This window comes from Bacillus sp. JJ1122 (assembly GCF_036964885.1).
GTDB lineage: Bacteria > Bacillota > Bacilli > Bacillales > Cytobacillaceae > Mesobacillus.
In genome coordinates this window covers 1-20,472 of sequence record NZ_JBALQL010000017.1, presented here as the reverse complement: position 1 = coordinate 20,472, position 20,472 = coordinate 1, and the positions used below count along the sequence as shown (strand labels likewise).

Genomic DNA, 20,472 nt, shown 5'->3' with positions numbered 1-20,472 from the left:
ATGGCTAACAAATTAGAAATTACCCTCACTCGCAGCTTGATCGGCCGTCCGCAAGATCAGCGCGAAACAGTTAAGGCTCTTGGTCTACGTAAAATGAACCAAACAGTTGAGCAAGCTGATAATGCAGCAATCCGCGGCATGATCAACAAAGTTTCTCATCTTGTTACAGTAAACGAAAAATAATTTTATTCTTCTTTAAAATAAGGAGGTGCCAACATGAAACTTCATGAATTAAAGCCTGCAGAAGGTTCTCGTAAAGAACGTAAACGTCTAGGACGTGGTATCGGTTCTGGCCAAGGTAAAACTGCTGGTAAGGGTCATAAAGGTCAAAACGCACGTTCTGGCGGCGGTGTTCGCCTTGGTTTTGAAGGTGGTCAAACTCCTTTATTCCGACGCTTGCCAAAACGCGGTTTCACGAACATCAACCGCAAAGAATATGCAGTCGTTAACCTTGATGCTCTAAACGTATTCGAAGATGGAACTGAAGTGACTCCAGAACTTTTAATTGAAACAGGTCTTGTCAGGAAGGAATTATCAGGTATTAAAGTACTTGCTAAAGGAAGTCTTGAAAAGAAACTAACTGTTAAAGCTCATAAGTTCTCCTCTACAGCCAAAGAAGCTATCGAAGCTGCTGGCGGTCAAACTGAGGTGATTTAATGTTCCAGACAATCTCCAATTTTATGCGCGTGGGTGAAATTAGAAATAAAATCTTCTTCACCCTTTTAATGTTGATTGTATTTCGTCTCGGCTCATTTATTCCTGTACCGAACGTAAATGCAGATATTTTAAGAGCACAAGATGACATGAGTGTTTTCGGAGTGCTTAATACATTTGGCGGCGGTGCGCTGAAGAATTTCTCCATTTTCGCAATGGGAATCATGCCTTACATCACTGCTTCCATCATCATTCAACTATTACAGATGGATGTTGTGCCTAAGTTTACTGAATGGTCCAAACAAGGAGAAGTCGGACGCCGTAAATTAGCTCAGTTTACCCGCTATTTCACGATCGTTCTTGGTTTTATCCAGGCACTCGGTATGTCTTATGGCTTTAATAATATGGCTGGCGGATTATTAATCCAAAGCTCAGGTATCGGAACTTACTTGCTGATCGCTACGGTCTTGACTGCCGGAACTGCATTCTTAATGTGGTTAGGTGAACAGATTACGGCAAAGGGAGTAGGCAATGGTATCTCAATCATTATCTTTGCAGGTATTGCTGCTGGAATTCCGACTATGGCAAACCAGATATATGCTCAGCAATTTGAAGATGCAGGTGAGGCACTATTCCTTCGAATCGTTACTGTCCTGTTAATTCTTATCGCTGTTATCGCTATTATCGTTGGTGTTATTTTCATTCAGCAGGCAACACGTAAAATACCTATTCAGTACGCTAAACGCATGAGTGCGGGAAATAATTCGGTTGGCGGCCAGAACACTCACCTTCCTTTGAAAGTGAATGCAGCTGGTGTTATCCCGGTTATCTTCGCAATCTCGTTTGTCGTTACACCTCCGACAATCGCTCAGTTCTTCGGCACCAACGATGTGACACTCTGGATTCAGAAGACGTTTGATTATACTCAGCCGATCGGTATGGTCGTTTATGTAGCATTAATCGTTGCGTTCACGTATTTCTATGCGTTCATCCAGGTGAATCCTGAACAGGTTGCTGAAAACTTGAAGAAGCAAGGTGGATATGTTCCAGGCATCCGTCCTGGCAAAAACACACAGGATTACTTGACAAAGGTATTGTATCGCTTGACATTGGTCGGCGCGATCTTCCTTGCACTTATCTCTGTGCTGCCAGTATTTTTCATTAAATTTGCTGGTCTGCCTCAATCCGTACAGATTGGCGGAACAAGTTTGCTGATTGTTGTCGGCGTTGCGCTTGAAACAATGAAGCAGCTTGAAGCTCAGCTTGTAAAACGCCACTATAAAGGCTTTATTAAATAAGATTTAGGGGACTTTGTTCCCTGAATCTTTAAATAGAGACTGAGGGGGGAAATCTTGTGAATTTGGTTCTGATGGGGCTTCCGGGTGCCGGTAAGGGCACGCAAGCCGATAAAATTGTTGTGAAATACAACATCCCTCATATCTCAACAGGAGATATGTTCCGTGCAGCTATCAAAGAAGGGACGGAACTAGGATTAAAAGCAAAATCGTTTATGGACAAGGGAGAGCTGGTTCCTGATGAAGTAACAATTGGGATCGTCCGTGAGCGCTTAAGCAAGAATGACTGTGGCAATGGGTTCCTTTTAGATGGATTCCCGCGCACTGTTGCTCAGGCTGAAGCACTGGACTCTATGCTTGCTGATCTTGATAAAAAAATCGATTTTGTCATCAATATCGATGTTGATCAAAGTATCCTAATGGAGCGTTTAACAGGACGCAGGATTTGCAAAAACTGTGGAGCTACTTACCACCTCGTGTTCAATCCACCTTCTCAGGAAGGCGTATGCGACCGTTGTGGAGGAGAACTATATCAGCGTGCTGATGATAATGCCGAAACAGTTCAAAATCGTCTGGATGTCAATATCCAGCAAACAAAGCCTCTGTTAAACTTCTATGAAGATAAAGGTTACTTACGCAATATCAACGGTCAGCAGGACATTGATAAAGTGTTTGCTGATATCGAAGATTTGCTTGGGGGCTTAAATTAATGATCATTTGTAAAACCCCTCGTGAAATAGAAATTATGCGAGAAGCAGGTCGCATTGTAGCGTTAACTCACCAGGAGTTGAAGAAGCATGTTGCTCCTGGCATTACAACTAAAGAATTGGATGCCATTGCCGAAGATTTTATCCGCAAACAAGGTGCTACTCCTTCTTTTAAAGGTTATAATGGTTTTCGCGGCAGCATCTGTGCATCTGTCAATAACGAACTAGTTCACGGGATTCCTGGTGAACGGGTTCTTAAAGAAGGCGACATCATCAGTATCGATATCGGTGCGAAGTACAACGGATACCACGGGGACTCTGCTTGGACTTATCCGGTAGGCAAAATTGATGAAGAAGCTCAGCGTCTATTAGACGTGACCGAAGAGTCTTTGTTCAGGGGCTTGAAAGAAGCCAAGCCAGGAGAACGTCTTTCGAACATCTCCCATGCTATTCAAACGTATGTGGAATCTGAAGGTTTTTCTATTGTTCGCGAGTATGTCGGCCATGGAATTGGGCAAGAATTGCATGAGGACCCGCAAATTCCTCATTACGGCCCTCCTAACAAGGGTCCAAGGCTGAAGCCTGGAATGGTTCTATGTATAGAACCGATGGTGAATGCAGGAAGCCGCTATGTTAACACGTTAGCCGATGATTGGACTGTCGTAACGGTTGACGGTAAAGTGTGTGCTCACTTTGAGCATACAATCGCGATCACTGAAACTGGTTTTGAAATTTTAACGAAAGCCTGATCGAAAGTGTTCGGACGCCTGATTCTGTTTTTAGTCTAAAAATAGGCCAAAATGTAATTTCTATGCGGACGGGATGCCAGCTATATGATATAATCATAAGGTTGAGTATTTTTCTCAGCATTATCTCAATTGTTTTGCTGTATAGGCCGTGTCAAAAATGGAAAGCTAAGCTTCGTCAATGCGAGGCATAAGATTTAAATACGTAATTGAATTAAGAAGGGAGACCAGTTTATGGCGAAAGATGATGTAATTGAAATTGAAGGCACAGTAACTGAAACTTTGCCTAATGCAATGTTTAAGGTAGAATTAGAGAATGGTCATACAGTGTTGGCTCATGTTTCCGGCAAAATCAGAATGCACTTCATTCGGATCCTGCCTGGAGATAAAGTAACAGTAGAGCTTTCTCCATATGATTTGACTCGCGGAAGAATTACTTACCGCTTTAAATAAACCGTGACTCCGTACTATCAAGGAGGTTAGAGTAATGAAAGTGAGACCATCTGTTAAGCCAATCTGTGAAAAGTGTAAAGTTATCCGCAGAAAAGGCAAAGTAATGGTGATCTGTGAAAACCCTAAACATAAACAAAAACAAGGTTAATAAAAAAGGAGGTGCGCATCTAGATGGCACGTATTGCTGGTGTAGATATTCCACGTGAAAAGCGTGTAGTTATTTCTTTAACATACATTTTCGGAATCGGCAGACCAACTGCTGAGAAAGTTCTTGCTGAAGCTGGTGTTTCTGAAGACACTCGTGTTCGCGATCTTACTGAAGAAGAACTTAACAAGATCCGTGATATTATCGACAAGTTAAAGGTTGAAGGTGACCTTCGCCGTGAGGTTTCATTAAACATCAAACGTCTAATGGAAATCGGTTCATTCCGTGGCTTGCGTCATCGTCGTGGCTTGCCTGTTCGCGGACAAAACACGAAGAACAACGCACGTACTCGTAAAGGTCCTCGTAAGACTGTAGCTAACAAGAAAAAATAATCCGTAAAGGAGGGTAACATTTAAATGGCTCGTAAAACTAATACACGCAAACGCCGCGTCAAAAAGAATATTGAAAGTGGAGTTGCGCATATTCGTTCAACATTTAACAATACTATCGTAACAATTACAGACGTACATGGTAATGCATTATCATGGTCTAGTGCTGGTGCGCTTGGTTTCAAGGGTTCACGTAAATCAACTCCATTCGCAGCACAAATGGCAGCAGAAACTGCAGCTAAAACTTCTATGGAACATGGTTTGAAAACTTTAGAGGTAACTGTTAAAGGACCAGGTGCTGGCCGTGAAGCAGCTATCCGTGCTCTACAAGCAGCAGGTCTTGAAGTTACAGCGATCAAAGATGTAACTCCAGTTCCACATAACGGCTGCCGCCCGCCAAAACGTCGCCGTGTTTAATTTTTCTGTATAGAATTTGTAGTCCTGTCTATAATGGGATATGATACAAATATTTTCTAGTATACAGAAATCATTAATCCAGTTGTTGTGCACAGACGGGAACGTATACATGGGGGACTTTCGGTGTGGTGAACAACCAGCCGGGGTTTCGACGTTTTGAAGGAGGGTATATTTGATGATCGAAATAGAAAAACCAAAAATCGAAACGGTTGAGATCAGCGATGATGCCAAGTACGGCAAGTTTGTCGTAGAACCGCTTGAGCGTGGATATGGTACAACTTTGGGTAACTCCTTACGTCGTATCCTATTATCCTCACTCCCAGGTGCAGCTGTTACATCGATTCAAATCGATGGAGTACTTCATGAGTTCTCAACAATTGAAGGCGTCGTAGAAGATGTTACATCAATCATTTTAAACGTTAAGAAATTAGCATTGAAAATCTACTCTGACGAAGAGAAGACACTCGAAATCGATTTACAGGGAGAAGGTCCTGTTACTGCAGCTGGTATCACGCATGACAGTGATGTTGAAATCCTTAATCCGGATCTTCACATCGCGACTCTTTCTAGCAAAGGATCATTGCGTATGCGTTTGACTGCCCGCAGAGGCCGTGGTTATACTCCTGCTGATCAGAACAAGCGGGAAGACCAGCCGATCGGAGTTATTCCAATCGACTCAATCTATACACCGGTTTCACGTGTATCTTATCAGGTAGAAAACACTCGCGTAGGGCAAATGACGAATTATGACAAGCTGGTCTTTGACGTATGGACAGATGGCAGCACTGGTCCTAAGGAAGCTATTGCACTCGGTGCTAAAATCCTGACTGAGCATTTGAATATTTTTGTCGGTCTGACTGACGAAGCTCAAAATGCTGAAATCATGGTTGAGAAAGAAGAAGATCAAAAAGAAAAAGTTCTTGAGATGACTATCGAAGAATTAGACCTTTCTGTTCGTTCATATAACTGCTTGAAGCGTGCTGGAATCAACACTGTCCAAGAGCTTGCTCATAAGACAGAAGAAGACATGATGAAGGTTCGTAACCTAGGCAGAAAATCATTAGAAGAAGTAAAAGCAAAACTAGAAGAGCTAGGCTTAGGCTTACGTAAAGATGACTAGTTAATTGCAGATTAACTAGGCATTTTGCTGTCAGACTGAAAATGCCAGCTTATGACTTCAACAAAGGAGGGAAACACTCATGGGATACAGAAAGTTAGGACGCACAAGTGCCCAGCGTAAAGCAATGCTACGTGACTTAACAACAGACTTGATTATCAATGAGCGTATTGAAACGACTGAAACACGTGCGAAAGAGCTTCGTTCAGTTGTTGAAAAAATGATTACTCTTGGAAAGCGCGGAGACCTTCATGCTCGCCGTCAAGCATCTGCTTGGGTTCGCCACGAAGTTGCAAACGCTGAAACAAACCAAGATGCAGTTCAAAAATTATTCGCTGACATCGCTCCACGCTATGCTGAGCGCCAAGGTGGATACACTCGTATTATGAAACTTGGACCACGCCGCGGTGACGGTGCGCCAATGGTAATTATCGAGTTAGTTTAATATCTTTAAACACTCGGGCAAGGGCGATGGACAGTTTATACAAACTTGTTTCATCCCCTTTTTTTCTTACATTCAGGGCATGTCTCTGACGATAAAATGAAAAAAGCAGCACAAGCCAAAACGAGCGTTATGATGAGCAGGCTTTAAAAGAGGGATTGCTCACTGTCCATTAGGCCAGGAACGCCAGGATACATTTTTACGTCCTGCTGCGGGGATCTGATGCCAGATTCACTCGCGGAGCTTTTCCTGCCTGTCTCGTCTAGCTCATGCACTTCTTCCCAGTCCTTTAAGGACCCGGCAATTAGCGGAACGTTTCCGCCCGGGAAGAGGTGCAGGCTTTTTTTATATCCAAAAATTTTTGATCCTGAAACAATGAAAATAGAGAAGAGCTAGTTAAGAAGAGTTGAGAGGAGGACGGAGATGAAAAAGCTCCTTGTTAGCATCAAAGATGTATCTTTTAGCTATGATGGACAATATGCTCCTGCCTTAAATAATATCAGCTTTGATATTTTTGAAGGTGAATGGCTAGCCATAGTGGGACATAATGGTTCAGGCAAATCAACCCTTGCCAAATTGTTAAACGGACTGCAATTTCCGCAGGAAGGGTCAATATCCGTATGCGGTATTACTCTATCGGAGGACACAGTCTGGGATGTACGAAAAAATGTCGGAATGGTTTTTCAAAATCCTGATAACCAGTTCGTTGGAACTACTGTTCAGGATGATGTGGCTTTTGGTCTGGAAAATCACGGCGTGCCGAGAGAATTAATGGTAGAGCGTGTCCAAAATTCACTTGAAAAAGTCAAAATGGGAACCTTTCTAAATCAAGAGCCGCACCATCTGTCCGGCGGCCAAAAGCAGCGTGTAGCCATTGCAGGTGTACTTGCCCTGCAGCCTTCAATCATCATACTTGATGAGGCTACCTCAATGCTGGACCCTAGAGGCCGTGCAGAGGTCATTGAAACTGTACGAGAATTAAAAAGCCGGGAAAATATCACGGTCATTTCAATTACACATGATCTTGAGGAAGCAGCCAAAGCTGACAGAATCCTCGTCATGAATAAAGGAAAGCTGTACCGTGAAGGAACACCCGAAGAAATTTTTCAGATGGATGAAGAACTTATTAAACTTGGACTGGATATTCCTTTTCCCGTGAAAATGAGCAAAATTATGCGGGATAAAGGGATTGGCCTATCAAAATCATATTTAACAGAAGAAGAGCTGGTGACAGAATTATGGACATCTCACTCAAAAATGTAGAATATCGTTACCAGGCTAATTCTCCCTTCGAACGTCTTGCCGTTTCTGATGTATCCATCGACATCCCTTCAGGAACGTATTTAGCCATCATCGGCCATACTGGTTCAGGCAAGTCTACGGTGCTGCAGCATCTGAATGCTCTTTTGAAGCCGACAAAAGGTTCTGTAGTGATTGGCAGCAGGGAGATCAAGGGAAATCGTAAAGAAAAGAATTTAAAGGGTGTCCGTGAAAAGGTGGGAATTGTCTTTCAGTTTCCAGAACACCAGTTATTCGAAGAAACAGTGGAAAAGGATATTTGCTTCGGACCGATGAACTTTGGTGTCTCGGAGGACGAAGCAAAGGAACGTGCAAGGGCAGCCATCCAATTGGTCGGCCTGTCTGAAGATATCCTTGAAAAATCCCCGTTCGACCTATCAGGCGGCCAAATGCGCCGCGTTGCGATTGCCGGAGTATTGGCGATGGAACCAGAGGTTATCGTATTGGACGAGCCGACCGCAGGACTTGATCCCAGGGGCCGAAAAGAAATAATGGACTTATTTTATTCACTTCATAAAAAGAAAAACCTTTCGACGATCCTGGTTACACACAGCATGGAAGATGCTGCGCGTTATGCCGATAAAATTGTTGTCATGCATCAGGGGAAGGTGTTAACAAAAGGGACACCTGAAGAGATTTTTTCAAATCCGCAAGCACTGATAGATTTAGGTTTGGATGTTCCTGAGGTAGTCGGTCTGCAGTTAAGAATTGAAAAAGCCTTTCAGACTAAATTCAGCCGGATTAGTCTTTCCGAGGAAGAGCTAGCCGAGATGGTAGCGGAATTTTTGGAAGGGGGCAGCCGGAAATGATAGAGAATATGATTTTTGGCCGCTATGTGCCAGGAGAGTCCATTTTGCATCGGATGGATCCCCGTTCGAAGCTAATTATTGTATTTCTTTTTGTCTGTGTTGTTTTCATTGCAAATAATGCATGGACATATGGCGTTTTAGCAATATATACACTTTTGATGGTAGGTATGTCAAAAATACCAGTACGATTCCTCTACGGAGGGTTAAAACCTATTTTGCTGCTGGTAGTCTTCACATTCTTGCTGCATATTTTCATGACAAAGGGTGGAGAGCTCGTCTTAGATTTAGGCTGGCTGAAAATCTATGAAAATGGAATCAGACAAGGTATATTTATTTCTTTGCGCTTTTTCCTGCTGATTCTGATCACTTCACTTTTGACACTGACAACGACTCCGATCGAAATAACAGATGGCTTGGAAACGTTGCTTAATCCTTTGAAAAAGGTGAATTTCCCTGTTCATGAGCTGGCTTTGATGATGTCCATTTCATTGCGGTTCATTCCCACGCTTATGCAGGAAACAGACAAAATCATGAAAGCCCAGACGGCTAGGGGAGTAGAGTATAACAGCGGCCCAGTCAAAGAGAGAATCAAAGCAATCGTTCCGTTATTGATTCCGCTGTTCATCAGCTCATTCAAGCGTGCTGAGGAGCTTGCTGTTGCCATGGAGGCCAGAGGCTACAAAGGCGGAGAAGGCCGGACAAAGTATCGTCAGCTGAAATGGGGACCTGCAGATTCAAGCATGATTCTATTTCTGGCGCTCGTTACGATTCTACTGATTGTTTTAAGAGGGTAGGGTATAAAATGCCGCGATTAAAATGTACAGTTTCATACGATGGCACGATGTTTTCCGGCTACCAGGTTCAGCCTGGCAAAAGGACGGTCCAGGGAGAAATTGAAAAGGCTCTTGAGAAGCTTAATAAAGGTACACGCATCAGGCTAAGCGCATCGGGCCGTACAGACGCAGGAGTGCATGCGCGGGGGCAGGTTGTCCATTTTGATACAATGCTCGAAATTGAGCCTGCCAGGTGGCAGATTGCGCTAAATTCCTTGCTGCCTTCTGATATTGCCATTAATACGGTTGAATTGGCAGCGCCTGACTTCCATGCGCGCTTTAACGCTGTCGGCAAAGAATACCGATACGTTATACTGCTTTCAAAACATCGAGATCCGTTCCAAAGAAACTTTGCGTACCAGTTTCCTTTTAACCTTGATTTAGAGGCGATGAAGGAAGCTCGCAGTCACCTGCTAGGGACTCATGATTTTACTAGTTTTTGCTCGGCTAAAACAGAAGTCGAGGACAGGGTACGGACAGTGAAGGAAATCGATTTTTTTGAAGAGAACGGCCAGTTTGTCTTCAGGTTTGTCGGGAACGGTTTTCTTTACAACATGGTAAGGATTCTCGTAGGTACACTTTTGGAGATCGGCACAGGCAAGAGAGCAGCAGATTCAATTCCTGAGCTCCTTGAAAAAAAAGACCGCACACTCGCGGGCAAGACAGCACCTGGGCACGGACTCTATCTTTGGAAGGTTTTCTATGAAGATGATTCATTAGAAAATAGGAAATAAATTTGAAAAAATCATTATGACAACTATTCCTGGTGTTGACAATCTCTCAACCACAGGTTAATATATCATATGTATGTATTTTAAACCCACGATCAGCCCCGGAAGAGCTTTATCGTGTTTGAAAATATACCACAAATGAAATTGATTTTTTTTTGACTATTTAGGAGGGAAACTCATGCGTACAACGTTTATGGCAAATGCCAACAATATCGAGCGTAAATGGTACGTAGTTGACGCTGCAGGCAAGACTCTAGGTCGCCTTTCAACTGAAGTTGCAGCTATTCTACGTGGTAAACATAAACCAACTTTCACACCACATGTTGACACTGGTGATCACGTAATCATCATCAACGCTTCTCAGATCGAACTTACTGGTAAGAAACTTACTGACAAAATCTACTACCGCCACACAATGCACCCAGGTGGATTGAAGCAAAGAACAGCTCTTGAAATGCGTACGAACTACGCTGAAAAGATGCTTGAACTTGCAATCAAAGGTATGCTTCCAAAGAACTCTCTTGGACGCCAAATGTTTAGAAAGCTTCATGTATATGCTGGTAACGAGCATCCACATCAAGCACAACAACCTGAAGTTTACGAACTTCGCGGATAATTAATAAGGAGGTAATTGACTTGGCACAGGTTCAATATATCGGTACTGGTCGTCGTAAGAGCTCCGTTGCACGAGTTCGTTTAGTACCAGGCACTGGAAAAATTACAATCAACGATCGTGAAATTGAAAACTATATCCCATTCGCAGCATTACGTGAAGTAGTTAAGCAGCCACTTGTTGCTACTGAAACTGTAGGAAGCTACGATATCCTTGTAAACGTAAATGGCGGTGGATACACTGGTCAAGCTGGCGCAATCCGCCACGGTATCGCTCGTGCGTTACTTCAAGCTGACCCAGAATTCCGTCCAACGCTTAAGCGTGCAGGACTATTAACTCGTGACGCTCGTATGAAAGAACGTAAGAAATACGGTCTTAAAGGCGCTCGTCGTGCACCTCAGTTCTCAAAGCGTTAATTTTTACGCTTCAAAGGCTCTCAACCTATTTGGTTGGGGGTCTTTTTTAATGTAAAAAAAGCTTTCTGACCACATTCTATTGACCATTTTAGGCTGCATCTTAAAATTCAATATTTAAAAGAAGGGTTATCATGTTGGTATTGGGAGCAGACAGGCAAGAATGATATGCCATATTTGTATAATCTTTTTTAAACAATGCTGTATTAATGGCAAGTGCGGATTCTGGCATCGGTTGATTGGAGCGAAAGGCGAGTGTGTGGAGCGGAAATCAACAGTCTAATTTAACTCAGCCTTTAGCAAAAAAGGACTTATGATCCATTTTAGAAACGGAAAGGCATATTGTAAGGACACTGTGAATACTTCTATAAGGAAAATATAGAAGGGGGAGTGTGTACAAATGGCTTATTATAATCCATATTCTCATAACAGTAGAAAACTGGCATATAAAAAAGACGAGCAAACTTATGAACCGCGTGAAGCAGGTCAATCTCGAAAAAGCGAAGCATTCTCGTTTGACATTGTTGACCATCAAGGGTTCGAGAAGAAATTGAATTTGGGAGGTATTGTGAATTCGGAAAGTAAGGTGTTTGCCTCAATTTCAGAAATAGGATTGATCCAGGGGAAAATGAAACCGTTCCAGGGAGCTGCAAGTATGGAGATTCATAACGTCGTTCCACATGACAGCGGCATCGTAGTTGTTCGGGGCGTTATCGGCGGGGATAAAAACCTCAATGCGCGAATTTCTTTAGTTGTACTCAATTAAAAATAAAAGACGGAGGTAACCACAGAAATGGGTTGCATCCATCTTTTTTTGTTTAATCTTCGTATCCCTGCATGGAATTCATATGACTCGCAATCATTGCAATGATGGTAGGAGCTTCTTCTTTTGTGAAGATAAAGTTGGTCTCATCCTTAATTATATCGTCATCCTCTGTCCATAAGCGGTTAATCCGGCGAAGTACTCCGTCGCCTGTTTCCTGTACCACCCCGAACTGGTATGTCACTTCGACCTCATCCTCCCGGAAGAATGCAGTCACCTCAGGAGTTTCCCATTCCACATCGATTTGCTCAAGGATATCATCATCATCTGCGATTTCAGTGATATAGAATTCGTCCGCATCATCCAGTTCTTCTAAATCGCCATCATCATAGACATCCATATATTCTGTTTCATCCTCATGGGTGGCGTAAAAGATATCTACATCTTCGTCGGCATCATTAGTGTAGTCATGAAACCCTTCATGAACCGCATCGACTATATCGTCTATATCAGAAAGGATGACCCGGGCAGGCTGCTCCAGTTCATCATCAATCTTTTCGGTATAGAATTCTTCATTGTGCGGATCGAAGAATAGGGAGTAAAAATACTCTCGTTCACCATCCTCATAGTCAACAAAAAACTCGATTCTTGGATGCTTGGATCCCCGCTCAACAGCCATCTGGCCATCCTGCTCATATTTTTCACATATAGATTCAAGATGATCCTGCAATTCCCCAACTACACGGTCAAACCATTCCATTGACATAGCTATCCATCCCTTCATCAGTATTCTGGAGTAGTTTGCCCTTTGGGGTAAAATTCCTTAGTAACATAAGGAGGTAATAACAGGTAATGAGCACGGTAAGGATAAACTTACTGGCGGCATTTCCAGGAGTGAAGGAACCCAGGGTAAAGCATCAAGCAAAAAAAACCGCCTGTTTACAGGCGGTCTACTACATCCAAAGCATTTTTTCGGCGTGTTCCGGAAAATCAATAAACGGATTGCGATTTCCCTGCAGCTCTTGAATAGCGGCGTTCCTGTGCTTTTCGTATAGTGTCACAGGATTTTCTTGATGCCATTTATGCAAAAGCTCCAAATCCGTGAGATCCTCAAGTGAGATCACTCCCTTATATCGAAGCGTAAAATAAAACACCGCTCTTGCTGAAATGCCCTTGCCATATTCGGGTTCAAAGCCTCCATTCTCCGCCATGCCGCAGCCTGTTCTAATTCCGTTAGCAGCCAGCTCAGGAGTATATGACTGATAATCATGATATGGAAAGTTGTTTCTCATGCTGTTACAGGCCGGTTCACACGCAAACAAATGGTGCAAATCTCCTTTCATCGGCTCGTTTCCGCCAAACCATGATTGAGGGACAACATGCTCGCAGTTATAAATCATTCTCCTGTTCGAAAAAAATTCAGCTTCCTGAAATGCTTTTAACTGCCTTAAATCCTCCTCAATGGTTTTTAGCGGATCAAGATTCTGTCCGGAGTATAAACTTTTTAACTGAAGATTCTCCTGCAGGTCCACCCATGGATACACATATTGGTGGGGTGAATACCTTAAAGGATTGGTATGGGAATTCACTAAAAGAATATTCATCTCATCCGCCAGATTAATCTGTTCAAAGTGGATATTGCTGTAATACTCCTCTCGCGTTTTTTGATCCAGCGCACAATCATAGTACACTTTGTTATTGATGCTTTCGATATGAGTATCCTTCGCCGATATCCATTCCTCTAAAATGGTTTTGAGCTTAATCATAGTGCATTAGCGACCATGGTTTTGAAGTTCTGGTCGAAAATGCTGGCTAAATGCTCTGGAACAGTCAAGTAAACCAGGCCGTTTCCTTCGAGTTTTGGTGAATTCCCAAGTGGAACAGTCCGTCTGATTAATTGGGCATATAACTCAGGTTCGGTAAGAGGCCGTTCAAATTGCTGATTTGCATATGTTTTAATAAGAGCAAGCGCACCAGAAACATGCGGAGCTGACATGGATGTCCCGCTCAATTTTGCATATTTTCCGTTCAGATAAGTTGAAAGTATACCTTCTCCAGGTGCGACAACATCTATTTGATTGTGTGAGTTTGTAAAATCGGAAGAACCACGTTCAAGGTTGATCGCGCCAACGCTGACCACCTCGTTATAGCAGCCTGGGTAGGCAAATTCATTGGTAGCGTCGTCCCCATCCCCTTCATTGCCTGCAGCGCAAACGACCAGAATGTCCTTTTCAACAGCGGCTTGAATGGCTTCATGTAGTTCAGGGACATCTGCAGGACCGCCAAGTGACATCGAGATAATATCTGCTTGTTGTTCAATAGCATAATGAATCCCTTTAATGATCCATTCATATTTGCCGGAGCCAGCTTTGTTCAAGACTTTTACGATCAATAATCCAGCCTCAGGTGCCACTCCAATGACACCAGCGTGGTTTTCTGTGGCTGCAATCGTACCCGATACATGTGTGCCGTGCCCGTTATAATCATTAAAAATATCAGGGTTGCTTCGATCATCATCGGTAAAATTCCGACCGCCAATGATGCGGTCCTTCAAGTCAGGGTGGGTAATGTCGCAGCCAGTGTCCAGTACAGCAACCTTAATGCCTTTCCCTTTCGTCTTATTCCAGATCTGAGGTGCCTGAATTAACTCGACACCCTTTGGAACTTCATTGATTTCTTCATTCTCCTCAATTAATTTGTAAGGAATAACGCGAACATATTGCTCCATTTCTTTCCCTCCTCAGAGATAAAATTGAAGCGAGTTCTGGTTGTAATATATATTCTAACAATTCAGAATATTAATGAACAGTATCAATAGTAGGGTTATTTAATAGTTCCTCTTTTACAATTAGATCCGACTCTGGGCTTTTTATCCTAATTGCTATATTTGATTTTAATTTTTTTTATACAGTAAACGACTGAGAAAACTGGAAAAGGAAACGTCCCTTATTATTGCATTACACCTGCGGGAAGGTTGAACACTATTTCTTAAGGGGTGAGAATACATTGAACGTCGTAACGACTTTTGTAGATAAGAGAAGAGAAAAACAAATTAAATATGAACGATCCATGCTTCGTGAATTATCAATTAACATCCTGCAGAACAGGGTGAAACAATATTTTGGTTCATCAAGGCTGACTTCCAATCTTGTGATGAATTCAGGAATAGAAGAAGCCTGCTACGACGTCGCGATTGAAGCATACCTGCTTGGCGCGAAATTCAGCCGGTTTGGTTATTTTGGCGAATCGGTTGAATCCGTTAAGTACCGCTGTGATAAAGAGGAGCGGCACCTGATTGATACCTTGTATAACTTTTTCCTATTCTGGGGGAAGGGTGAAGAAGGTACAGGATCGGAGGAGCTATATTATTTATGCGAGCAGTATGTCGACGGCTGGTGGCGGGAGGGTTTTATGAAAGGTGAAAAGAAATATAAACTAAGGCTGCATTAGAGAATTGACTAAAGTTCTAAACCATTGTCCTGTCCCATATAGTGTATTAACAGGGACTAGCTGGGAAGGATGGTTTAGAAATGCTGAAAAAATTCAAAATAATCTTATTTGCAGCCGGCCTGGCCGTGCTGTTCCTTATATTGCAGTACGATTTTGCTGAAAACGATTCCTGGGAATCATGGAATCTTCCTTTATCCGGAAAAATCATCTACCTTGATCCTGGCCATGGCGGCGTTGACCCGGGAGCGGGGGAAGAGGAAGCATTTGAAAAAGATATTGCCTTAAATGTGGCTCTCAAATTACGGGATTACCTTCAGCAGCAGGGAGCACTCGTCATCATGACTCGTGAAAAAGATGTCGATCTTGCCGATAAAGGCCTAAAGGGATACAGCAAGAGAAAGGTCCAGGATTTAAAAAGGCGTCTGGATTTGATTAATGAATCAGAGGCAGACTTTTTTGCGACCATCCACTTGAATGCGATCCCTTCGCCTAAATGGAAGGGAGCCCAAACGTTTTACTCTACCCATTTTAAAGAAAACAAAAGGGCGGCGAAATTGATCCAGGATGAACTGCGCCGGAACCTGGAAAATACAGACCGAAAAGCCAAGCCAGCAAATGAAATCTATCTGTTAAAACATACGAATAAACCTGGGGTGTTAGTAGAAATCGGGTTCCTGTCCAATCCTGAAGAAGAAGCGAACCTCAGACAAGAGGCTTACCAGGAAAAGGTTGCAGCCTCTATTTATGAAGGAATGCTTCGCTATTTTACTGATGAACAAAAATTCTGGAACAATTAAAGAAGGGTCATGGATCCTTCTTTTTTATGTAGGGGGGTTATACTACATTAATCAGGCAAGAATAATCTTTCAGAAATGTGTGATAGGTTTAACACTTAGTAATTATTCTAATGTGTTATACTGTCATTGAAATGAAAATTTACAGAGGAGGGTGTCATTATGTTATCTGAAGCTAAGGTACGTGAACTTTTAAAAGACCTTAAGGAACCATTTTTACATAAAACACTCGAAGAAATAAATGCGATCGAAGAAATTAAGATCAAAGAAGAGAAGAACCATGTAAGCGTTAAAATTGGGATTGCTAAAACGGGTACAGCGGAACAGTTGCAGCTCCAGACGCAAATCGTTAACCTTTTAAAAGAATCAGGGGTTGAAACGGTTGGATTAAGATTCACTGAACTTCCTGCCGAGATCCTTTCGAAATTCCAGACAGCGGCACCTGAAGAGGAAGGCTTGCTTTCACCAAATAGCAAAACGACGTTCATTGCTATCGCCAGCGGTAAAGGCGGAGTCGGTAAGTCGACTGTTTCTGTGAACCTTGCCGTTTCACTTGCACGCCTTGGTAAAAAAGTTGGACTAGTCGACGCTGATATTTACGGTTTCAGTGTTCCGGACATGATGGGCATCACGAAGCGTCCGGTTGTAAGAGGAGAAAGGATTATCCCAGTTGAAAGACATGGAGTAAAAGTAATCTCTATGGGATTCTTTGTTGAAGACAATGCACCGATTATCTGGCGCGGGCCAATGCTCGGAAAAATGTTGAACAGCTTCTTCAATGAGGTTGAATGGGGAGAGCTTGATTACCTGCTGCTTGATTTGCCGCCAGGTACAGGAGATGTAGCTTTGGATGTCCATACTATGCTGCCGACATGTAAAGAAATAATTGTTACAACACCGCATCCGACTGCAGCATTCGTCGCTGCCAGAGCAGGTGCTATGGCATTAAGAACTGAACATGAAATCCTTGGCGTTATTGAAAATATGTCTTACTTTGAAAGCAAGCTGACTGAGGAAAAAGAGTATGTCTTTGGTCAAGGCGGCGGGGAAAAATTAGCTGATGAGCTGAATACTAAGCTTTTAGGCAAGCTTCCATTAGGTCAGCCGACCTGGAACGAGGAAGATTTTGCTCCATCAATTTACCAGGAAGATGATCAGATTGGCGCAATTTATACGAACATCGCCCAGGAAATCGTCCATATGCTCGACAAGTAAAGCTTTTTCTTTCTATGGGCTATAAATCCATGCTAAAAAATGAAGCCTCTCCCGTTAAACATAAGGGAGAGGCTTGTTAATTATTGCTTTTATAGTGTTGTCCTCTTGTGAATTACTGTCCTCCAGAAGATCCTCCGCCAGAACTACCGGATCCTCCACCGCCACCGCCACCATCTCCGCCGCCTTCAGGTTTCTGAGTTGGGAGTTCCTCAGCTGCTTTTACAATCAGGGCCTGCAGTTTAGCCTTGAAAAGCGGGCTCTCAAAGGTTTCTGACATGACTTTTTGTAAGTGTTCACGATACTCTTTGCTTTTTAAAAGAGTAGTCAATTCTTTTTCCAGTTCCGGATCCTTCATGACCTCAATCATCATGCCTTTATATTCCGGATCCTTCATCAGGTTTTTCAACAGTTTTTCATTTTCTTTCTTCATGCTTTTTGCGACACTTTCGGCAAATTTTGGATCTTCTAAGGACTTCTTCCAAAAATCCATTCCTTTTTCAGATGTTAATGTCTTTTCGATTGTATCGGTTACGACCGGCTGGTCCATTATTAATTTTTGTTTCATGCCATCGTCGCCCATCACTTCCTGGATCGCCTTTTTGCCATCATCAGTTTTAAGGATGTCGACTACCATTTTCTTTGTTTCTTCGTAATCAACTTGTCCCCCGCCTGACTCTGTTGGAGCACAGCCGGCAGCCAAGAGTAAAAAGGCGGCGGGGATTAAAAATTTCATTATCTTCTCCATATTCATTCCCCTTTCACATAGAAAGCCCTAATCTTAGAATGAGTTAAAAGGCAAAATGTTATACACCAAGCGAGCACCTAGATTTTTCATACATGCATTGGTACAATCAAGGAGAGCAGTTATTTTTTTTATGGGGGAAAAAATCGTGACAAGCCGTAATTGGGTTCATTTATTTTTCACCACCCTTGTTGTAGGAGCAGTGACAACAGGCGTGGTTGGTTTTATTGTCCGCTGGGATGAGTTCCAGCAGTTATTAAGTGATTTTAGCATGATGGAGCTACTTTCAATCTTATTATGGCTAATGGGTGTAGGACTTATATTTAGCATTCTTAGCCAAATGGGATTCTTTGCTTATCTGACTGTCCACCGCTTTGGACTTGGCGTTTTTAAATCTCTTTGGAATGCGGTCCAGGTAGTTCTGATTGCCTTTGTATTATTTGATCTTGTTTATTTTCGTTTTAATTCATTTGCTGAAAAAGGGGACAACATCCTGCCATACTTGGGACTTGCAGGGATTGTTTTAATTGCAGGTATTGTTACAGCTTTAATAAAAGCAAAGCAAACGAACAAAGAGGCATTTATCCCTGCATTATTTTTCATGGTGGTTGTAACCGTGATAGAATGGGTTCCGGTTTTGCAGGTTAACGAACATAGCTGGCTATACCTTATGCTCTTCCCGTTGTTAATTTGTAACGCCTATCAGCTGCTGGTCCTTCACAAGTTAAATCAAAAATCGATTGAGGAGCGCAAAGCCCTTGATAGGAACATAAAAGCGAATAAAAAAGCACAAAAAAAACCGTCCAATGCTTAATTGGACAGTTCAGACTGTAGCCAAGATCAATTGGCTACAGTCTTTTTTCTGGTTTGAATGTAAAATGGGTTTGTTGATTTCGTTCCAGGCGCATCGCTTTCCGCGGGGTGTGAGCCCGTAGGATACTGAAGAGCTTCCTCGAATGGACCCAGTCACGATGGAAATGCGTTAGCGTTTTCGGGAGGAGTCTGCGCGCCGCCTTCCACTCCAATCAACAGGGTATATTAACTGATTCTTGAACCGAATTTTTTTGTGACACACTGACCGTTTAATGCCAAATTAGAAGGTTATTTTATTTCAGCTGATTTAGAGTCTCCGTTTGCGATCATTTCAGAAACGGTGACCATTTTTAAATTTTTCCCACGAATATCCTTTAACACAAGCGGAAGTGCATCAGCTGTCTGTTTGGCAGAATCCGATGCGTGCATTAAAAGGATCTCACCTTTTTTTGCTTTAGCAGCATTTTCAGCTATAACGGCAGTTCCCGGGTTAGTCCAGTCCTTCGTATCGAGACTCCAATGGACTACTGTGTAGCCAAGGCGCTCTGCGATTTTTAAAGTGCGCTGGTCGAAATGTCCAGTAGGAGCCCTCAGTAATTCAATGTTTTTCACATTGAGTTTCTTGAATGCTTCCTGGGCCTTCATGATGTCACGCCTTATTTTGTCATCCTCCAACTCGGTATAATCTTTGTATTCATAACCAAGCATCCCAATTTCATATCCCTCTTTTACCATTCTGCTAACTAGGTCAGGGTGCCTTTCAGCCCAGGATCCAGATAAAAAGAAGGTTACAGCTGTTGCCTTTTCTTTCTTTAAGATGTCCAGAATGGGTTCAGCCTTTTCGTCCCCCCAGCCAATGTTAAAGGTCAAGGCTATATCCTTTTCGCCTTTATAAATAGCTTTCGGTTCATCTTTCGCAGAGAAAGCGGGGATTTGAATCATATTTTCCATGAAAAAGAACCATGCTGTGAAAAAAGCAGCAATCATGATGACTAAAATCTGTTTAATCGATTTCGCATTTAATACAAAAAAGAAATTCATTTTCTCACCACCTCGTCCAATGCACTCCTTGTCTAATTTTTATTCGTATTTTCAAAAGATATGATAATAAAAAATAAGATTATAAAAATCCCCAAAAAAGATAACACTACAATCACTATGAGAAAATGAACAGGAGTGTATGTATGCTTGGTGTTCTGATCAATGAAAAAGAATTAAAAGAACTTGAATACTTAATCAAAAGAGAAATGGACGAAATCCTTTTCGATTTAAAGGATGATCGGATTGACCATGTTGTGAAAAGATCAATGAAAGAAAGATACCAAATCCTGTTTTCACTCTTTAAAAGAATAGCTTCTCCTAAGGAGTGTCTTAAATATATGCCAGCGAAGAAAAGTATGTATAAAGGCTAATTACATATTCTCAAAAGCTTTTTAATATTTTTTTTAGAAATATGGTTGACGCAAATGAGTTATCCTGATATATTAATAAACGTCGCTGCTGAGCTAATCAAAAAAACGATTAAACAGCGGTGGAAATAATAAAAAATGTGATTGACATCAAGTTGAACACATGATATATTATGAAAGTCGCTTCTGAGCGGCAGAATAATAAAATTGCTCTTTGAAAACT

28 protein-coding genes are annotated in these 20,472 nt (G+C 42.3%); 23 read left to right on the top strand and 5 right to left on the bottom strand.

Annotated features, from left to right (window positions below; translation table 11 throughout):
- From rpmD to V7201_RS10300, 18 genes are all read left to right on the top strand, one after another.
- Positions 1–183 carry a 50S ribosomal protein L30 gene (gene rpmD / locus V7201_RS10385; RefSeq protein WP_335376677.1) on the top strand — a complete coding sequence of 61 codons (183 nt, stop codon included), beginning with the start codon at positions 1–3 and terminating at the stop codon, positions 181–183.
- A gap of 33 nt (positions 184–216) precedes the next feature.
- Positions 217–657, top strand: a complete 441-nt coding sequence (gene rplO, locus V7201_RS10380) for a 50S ribosomal protein L15 (protein ID WP_335376676.1) — start codon at positions 217–219, stop codon at positions 655–657.
- Positions 657–1,952, top strand: coding sequence for a preprotein translocase subunit SecY (secY, locus tag V7201_RS10375; protein WP_335376675.1), 1,296 nt, complete (start codon positions 657–659; stop codon positions 1,950–1,952). Before rplO ends, secY begins: the two co-directional genes overlap by 1 nt.
- A 56-nt stretch (positions 1,953–2,008) precedes the next feature.
- Complete coding sequence (locus V7201_RS10370) at positions 2,009–2,659, top strand: adenylate kinase (RefSeq protein ID WP_335376674.1); 651 nt, start codon at positions 2,009–2,011, stop codon at positions 2,657–2,659.
- On the top strand, positions 2,659–3,405 hold the full coding sequence (map, locus tag V7201_RS10365) for a type I methionyl aminopeptidase (protein ID WP_335376673.1): 747 nt from the start codon (positions 2,659–2,661) through the stop codon (positions 3,403–3,405). Before V7201_RS10370 ends, map begins: the two co-directional genes overlap by 1 nt.
- A gap of 231 nt (positions 3,406–3,636) precedes the next feature.
- Positions 3,637–3,855, top strand: a complete 219-nt coding sequence (infA, locus tag V7201_RS10360; RefSeq protein WP_075980338.1) for a translation initiation factor IF-1 — start codon at positions 3,637–3,639, stop codon at positions 3,853–3,855.
- Positions 3,856–3,889: 34 nt separating this feature from the next.
- Positions 3,890–4,003, top strand: a complete 114-nt coding sequence (gene rpmJ, locus V7201_RS10355) for a 50S ribosomal protein L36 (RefSeq protein WP_003156543.1) — start codon at positions 3,890–3,892, stop codon at positions 4,001–4,003.
- A 23-nt stretch (positions 4,004–4,026) separates the two neighbouring features.
- Positions 4,027–4,392, top strand: a complete 366-nt coding sequence (rpsM, locus tag V7201_RS10350; RefSeq protein ID WP_335376672.1) for a 30S ribosomal protein S13 — start codon at positions 4,027–4,029, stop codon at positions 4,390–4,392.
- Between the two features lie 24 nt (positions 4,393–4,416).
- A complete protein-coding gene (rpsK, locus tag V7201_RS10345; protein ID WP_023626407.1) occupies positions 4,417–4,806 on the top strand; it encodes a 30S ribosomal protein S11 in 390 nt (129 codons plus the stop codon).
- A 175-nt stretch (positions 4,807–4,981) separates the two neighbouring features.
- Complete coding sequence (locus V7201_RS10340; RefSeq protein ID WP_207503064.1) at positions 4,982–5,926, top strand: DNA-directed RNA polymerase subunit alpha; 945 nt, start codon at positions 4,982–4,984, stop codon at positions 5,924–5,926.
- A 79-nt stretch (positions 5,927–6,005) separates the two neighbouring features.
- The gene (gene rplQ / locus V7201_RS10335; protein ID WP_144481247.1) at positions 6,006–6,368 is read left to right on the top strand and encodes a 50S ribosomal protein L17; all 363 of its coding nucleotides are present in this window, start codon (positions 6,006–6,008) and stop codon (positions 6,366–6,368) included.
- Between the two features lie 420 nt (positions 6,369–6,788).
- Complete coding sequence (locus V7201_RS10330; protein WP_335376671.1) at positions 6,789–7,628, top strand: energy-coupling factor ABC transporter ATP-binding protein; 840 nt, start codon at positions 6,789–6,791, stop codon at positions 7,626–7,628.
- The gene (locus V7201_RS10325) at positions 7,604–8,473 is read left to right on the top strand and encodes an energy-coupling factor ABC transporter ATP-binding protein (RefSeq protein WP_335376670.1); all 870 of its coding nucleotides are present in this window, start codon (positions 7,604–7,606) and stop codon (positions 8,471–8,473) included. Before V7201_RS10330 ends, V7201_RS10325 begins: the two co-directional genes overlap by 25 nt.
- Positions 8,470–9,267 (top strand): energy-coupling factor transporter transmembrane component T family protein, encoded by a 798-nt coding sequence (locus tag V7201_RS10320; RefSeq protein WP_335376669.1) that lies wholly within the window; start codon positions 8,470–8,472, stop codon positions 9,265–9,267. The genes V7201_RS10325 and V7201_RS10320 overlap by 4 nt, the downstream gene beginning before the upstream one ends.
- Positions 9,268–9,275: 8 nt before the next feature.
- Positions 9,276–10,040, top strand: coding sequence for a tRNA pseudouridine(38-40) synthase TruA (gene truA, locus V7201_RS10315; RefSeq protein WP_335376668.1), 765 nt, complete (start codon positions 9,276–9,278; stop codon positions 10,038–10,040).
- A 175-nt stretch (positions 10,041–10,215) separates the two neighbouring features.
- Complete coding sequence (rplM, locus tag V7201_RS10310; RefSeq protein WP_251487446.1) at positions 10,216–10,653, top strand: 50S ribosomal protein L13; 438 nt, start codon at positions 10,216–10,218, stop codon at positions 10,651–10,653.
- A 20-nt stretch (positions 10,654–10,673) separates the two neighbouring features.
- Positions 10,674–11,066 carry a 30S ribosomal protein S9 gene (gene rpsI / locus V7201_RS10305; RefSeq protein WP_125482115.1) on the top strand — a complete coding sequence of 131 codons (393 nt, stop codon included), beginning with the start codon at positions 10,674–10,676 and terminating at the stop codon, positions 11,064–11,066.
- A 397-nt stretch (positions 11,067–11,463) separates the two neighbouring features.
- Positions 11,464–11,829 (top strand): hypothetical protein, encoded by a 366-nt coding sequence (locus V7201_RS10300; protein ID WP_335376667.1) that lies wholly within the window; start codon positions 11,464–11,466, stop codon positions 11,827–11,829.
- A 52-nt stretch (positions 11,830–11,881) separates the two neighbouring features.
- Here V7201_RS10300 and V7201_RS10295 read toward each other — a convergent pair whose 3' ends face one another.
- The 3 genes from V7201_RS10295 to V7201_RS10285 all read right to left on the bottom strand — a co-directional run bounded on the left by V7201_RS10295 (position 11,882) and on the right by V7201_RS10285 (position 14,554).
- Positions 11,882–12,592 (bottom strand): hypothetical protein, encoded by a 711-nt coding sequence (locus V7201_RS10295; RefSeq protein ID WP_335376666.1) that lies wholly within the window; start codon positions 12,590–12,592, stop codon positions 11,882–11,884.
- 187 nt (positions 12,593–12,779) lie between these two features.
- Positions 12,780–13,592, bottom strand: a complete 813-nt coding sequence (locus V7201_RS10290; protein WP_335376665.1) for an endonuclease I family protein — start codon at positions 13,590–13,592, stop codon at positions 12,780–12,782.
- On the bottom strand, positions 13,589–14,554 hold the full coding sequence (locus V7201_RS10285) for a S8 family peptidase (protein WP_335376664.1): 966 nt from the start codon (positions 14,552–14,554) through the stop codon (positions 13,589–13,591). The genes V7201_RS10290 and V7201_RS10285 overlap by 4 nt, the downstream gene beginning before the upstream one ends.
- Before the next feature lie 278 nt (positions 14,555–14,832).
- Here V7201_RS10285 and V7201_RS10280 point away from each other — a divergent pair, with 278 nt between their 5' ends.
- The 3 genes from V7201_RS10280 (at position 14,833) to V7201_RS10270 (ending at position 17,285) form a co-directional block, all read left to right on the top strand.
- Positions 14,833–15,276 (top strand): YbaK family protein, encoded by a 444-nt coding sequence (locus tag V7201_RS10280; protein WP_335376663.1) that lies wholly within the window; start codon positions 14,833–14,835, stop codon positions 15,274–15,276.
- 80 nt (positions 15,277–15,356) lie between these two features.
- Positions 15,357–16,073, top strand: a complete 717-nt coding sequence (gene cwlD / locus V7201_RS10275) for an N-acetylmuramoyl-L-alanine amidase CwlD (RefSeq protein WP_335376662.1) — start codon at positions 15,357–15,359, stop codon at positions 16,071–16,073.
- Positions 16,074–16,232: 159 nt separating this feature from the next.
- Complete coding sequence (locus tag V7201_RS10270) at positions 16,233–17,285, top strand: Mrp/NBP35 family ATP-binding protein (protein WP_335376661.1); 1,053 nt, start codon at positions 16,233–16,235, stop codon at positions 17,283–17,285.
- A 112-nt stretch (positions 17,286–17,397) separates the two neighbouring features.
- On the opposite strand, the gene gerD is transcribed toward V7201_RS10270, so the two are convergent.
- On the bottom strand, positions 17,398–18,030 hold the full coding sequence (gene gerD / locus V7201_RS10265) for a spore germination lipoprotein GerD (protein WP_335376660.1): 633 nt from the start codon (positions 18,028–18,030) through the stop codon (positions 17,398–17,400).
- 145 nt (positions 18,031–18,175) lie between these two features.
- Here gerD and V7201_RS10260 point away from each other — a divergent pair, with 145 nt between their 5' ends.
- On the top strand, positions 18,176–18,841 hold the full coding sequence (locus V7201_RS10260) for a KinB-signaling pathway activation protein (protein WP_335376659.1): 666 nt from the start codon (positions 18,176–18,178) through the stop codon (positions 18,839–18,841).
- Between the two features lie 287 nt (positions 18,842–19,128).
- Here V7201_RS10260 and pdaB read toward each other — a convergent pair whose 3' ends face one another.
- Entirely contained in the window at positions 19,129–19,881 is a 753-nt protein-coding gene (gene pdaB, locus V7201_RS10255) for a polysaccharide deacetylase family sporulation protein PdaB (protein ID WP_335376658.1), read from the bottom strand.
- 143 nt (positions 19,882–20,024) lie between these two features.
- Here pdaB and V7201_RS10250 point away from each other — a divergent pair, with 143 nt between their 5' ends.
- Positions 20,025–20,252, top strand: coding sequence for a hypothetical protein (locus V7201_RS10250; protein ID WP_335376657.1), 228 nt, complete (start codon positions 20,025–20,027; stop codon positions 20,250–20,252).
- Positions 20,253–20,472 lie beyond the last annotated feature (220 nt).

Bases quoted from the DNA above. Each gene is read 5' to 3' on its own strand.
- secY (WP_335376675.1), top strand. From the start codon at position 657: ATGTTCCAGACAATCTCCAATTTTATGCGCGTGGGTGAAATTAGAAAT.
- rplO (WP_335376676.1), top strand. From the start codon at position 217: ATGAAACTTCATGAATTAAAGCCTGCAGAAGGTTCTCGTAAAGAACGT.
- infA (WP_075980338.1), top strand. From the start codon at position 3,637: ATGGCGAAAGATGATGTAATTGAAATTGAAGGCACAGTAACTGAAACT.
- V7201_RS10250 (WP_335376657.1), top strand. From the start codon at position 20,025: ATGCTTGGTGTTCTGATCAATGAAAAAGAATTAAAAGAACTTGAATAC.
- V7201_RS10330 (WP_335376671.1), top strand. From the start codon at position 6,789: ATGAAAAAGCTCCTTGTTAGCATCAAAGATGTATCTTTTAGCTATGAT.
- V7201_RS10270 (WP_335376661.1), top strand. From the start codon at position 16,233: ATGTTATCTGAAGCTAAGGTACGTGAACTTTTAAAAGACCTTAAGGAA.
- V7201_RS10340 (WP_207503064.1), top strand. From the start codon at position 4,982: ATGATCGAAATAGAAAAACCAAAAATCGAAACGGTTGAGATCAGCGAT.
- V7201_RS10285 (WP_335376664.1), bottom strand. From the start codon at position 14,554: ATGGAGCAATATGTTCGCGTTATTCCTTACAAATTAATTGAGGAGAAT.
- rpmJ (WP_003156543.1), top strand. From the start codon at position 3,890: ATGAAAGTGAGACCATCTGTTAAGCCAATCTGTGAAAAGTGTAAAGTT.
- truA (WP_335376668.1), top strand. From the start codon at position 9,276: ATGCCGCGATTAAAATGTACAGTTTCATACGATGGCACGATGTTTTCC.
- rpmD (WP_335376677.1), top strand. From the start codon at position 1: ATGGCTAACAAATTAGAAATTACCCTCACTCGCAGCTTGATCGGCCGT.
- V7201_RS10295 (WP_335376666.1), bottom strand. From the start codon at position 12,592: ATGTCAATGGAATGGTTTGACCGTGTAGTTGGGGAATTGCAGGATCAT.
- rplM (WP_251487446.1), top strand. From the start codon at position 10,216: ATGCGTACAACGTTTATGGCAAATGCCAACAATATCGAGCGTAAATGG.
- rpsM (WP_335376672.1), top strand. From the start codon at position 4,027: ATGGCACGTATTGCTGGTGTAGATATTCCACGTGAAAAGCGTGTAGTT.
- V7201_RS10325 (WP_335376670.1), top strand. From the start codon at position 7,604: ATGGACATCTCACTCAAAAATGTAGAATATCGTTACCAGGCTAATTCT.
- V7201_RS10300 (WP_335376667.1), top strand. From the start codon at position 11,464: ATGGCTTATTATAATCCATATTCTCATAACAGTAGAAAACTGGCATAT.
- gerD (WP_335376660.1), bottom strand. From the start codon at position 18,030: ATGGAGAAGATAATGAAATTTTTAATCCCCGCCGCCTTTTTACTCTTG.
- pdaB (WP_335376658.1), bottom strand. From the start codon at position 19,881: ATGAATTTCTTTTTTGTATTAAATGCGAAATCGATTAAACAGATTTTA.
- V7201_RS10290 (WP_335376665.1), bottom strand. From the start codon at position 13,592: ATGATTAAGCTCAAAACCATTTTAGAGGAATGGATATCGGCGAAGGAT.
- rpsK (WP_023626407.1), top strand. From the start codon at position 4,417: ATGGCTCGTAAAACTAATACACGCAAACGCCGCGTCAAAAAGAATATT.
- V7201_RS10320 (WP_335376669.1), top strand. From the start codon at position 8,470: ATGATAGAGAATATGATTTTTGGCCGCTATGTGCCAGGAGAGTCCATT.
- rplQ (WP_144481247.1), top strand. From the start codon at position 6,006: ATGGGATACAGAAAGTTAGGACGCACAAGTGCCCAGCGTAAAGCAATG.
- cwlD (WP_335376662.1), top strand. From the start codon at position 15,357: ATGCTGAAAAAATTCAAAATAATCTTATTTGCAGCCGGCCTGGCCGTG.
- map (WP_335376673.1), top strand. From the start codon at position 2,659: ATGATCATTTGTAAAACCCCTCGTGAAATAGAAATTATGCGAGAAGCA.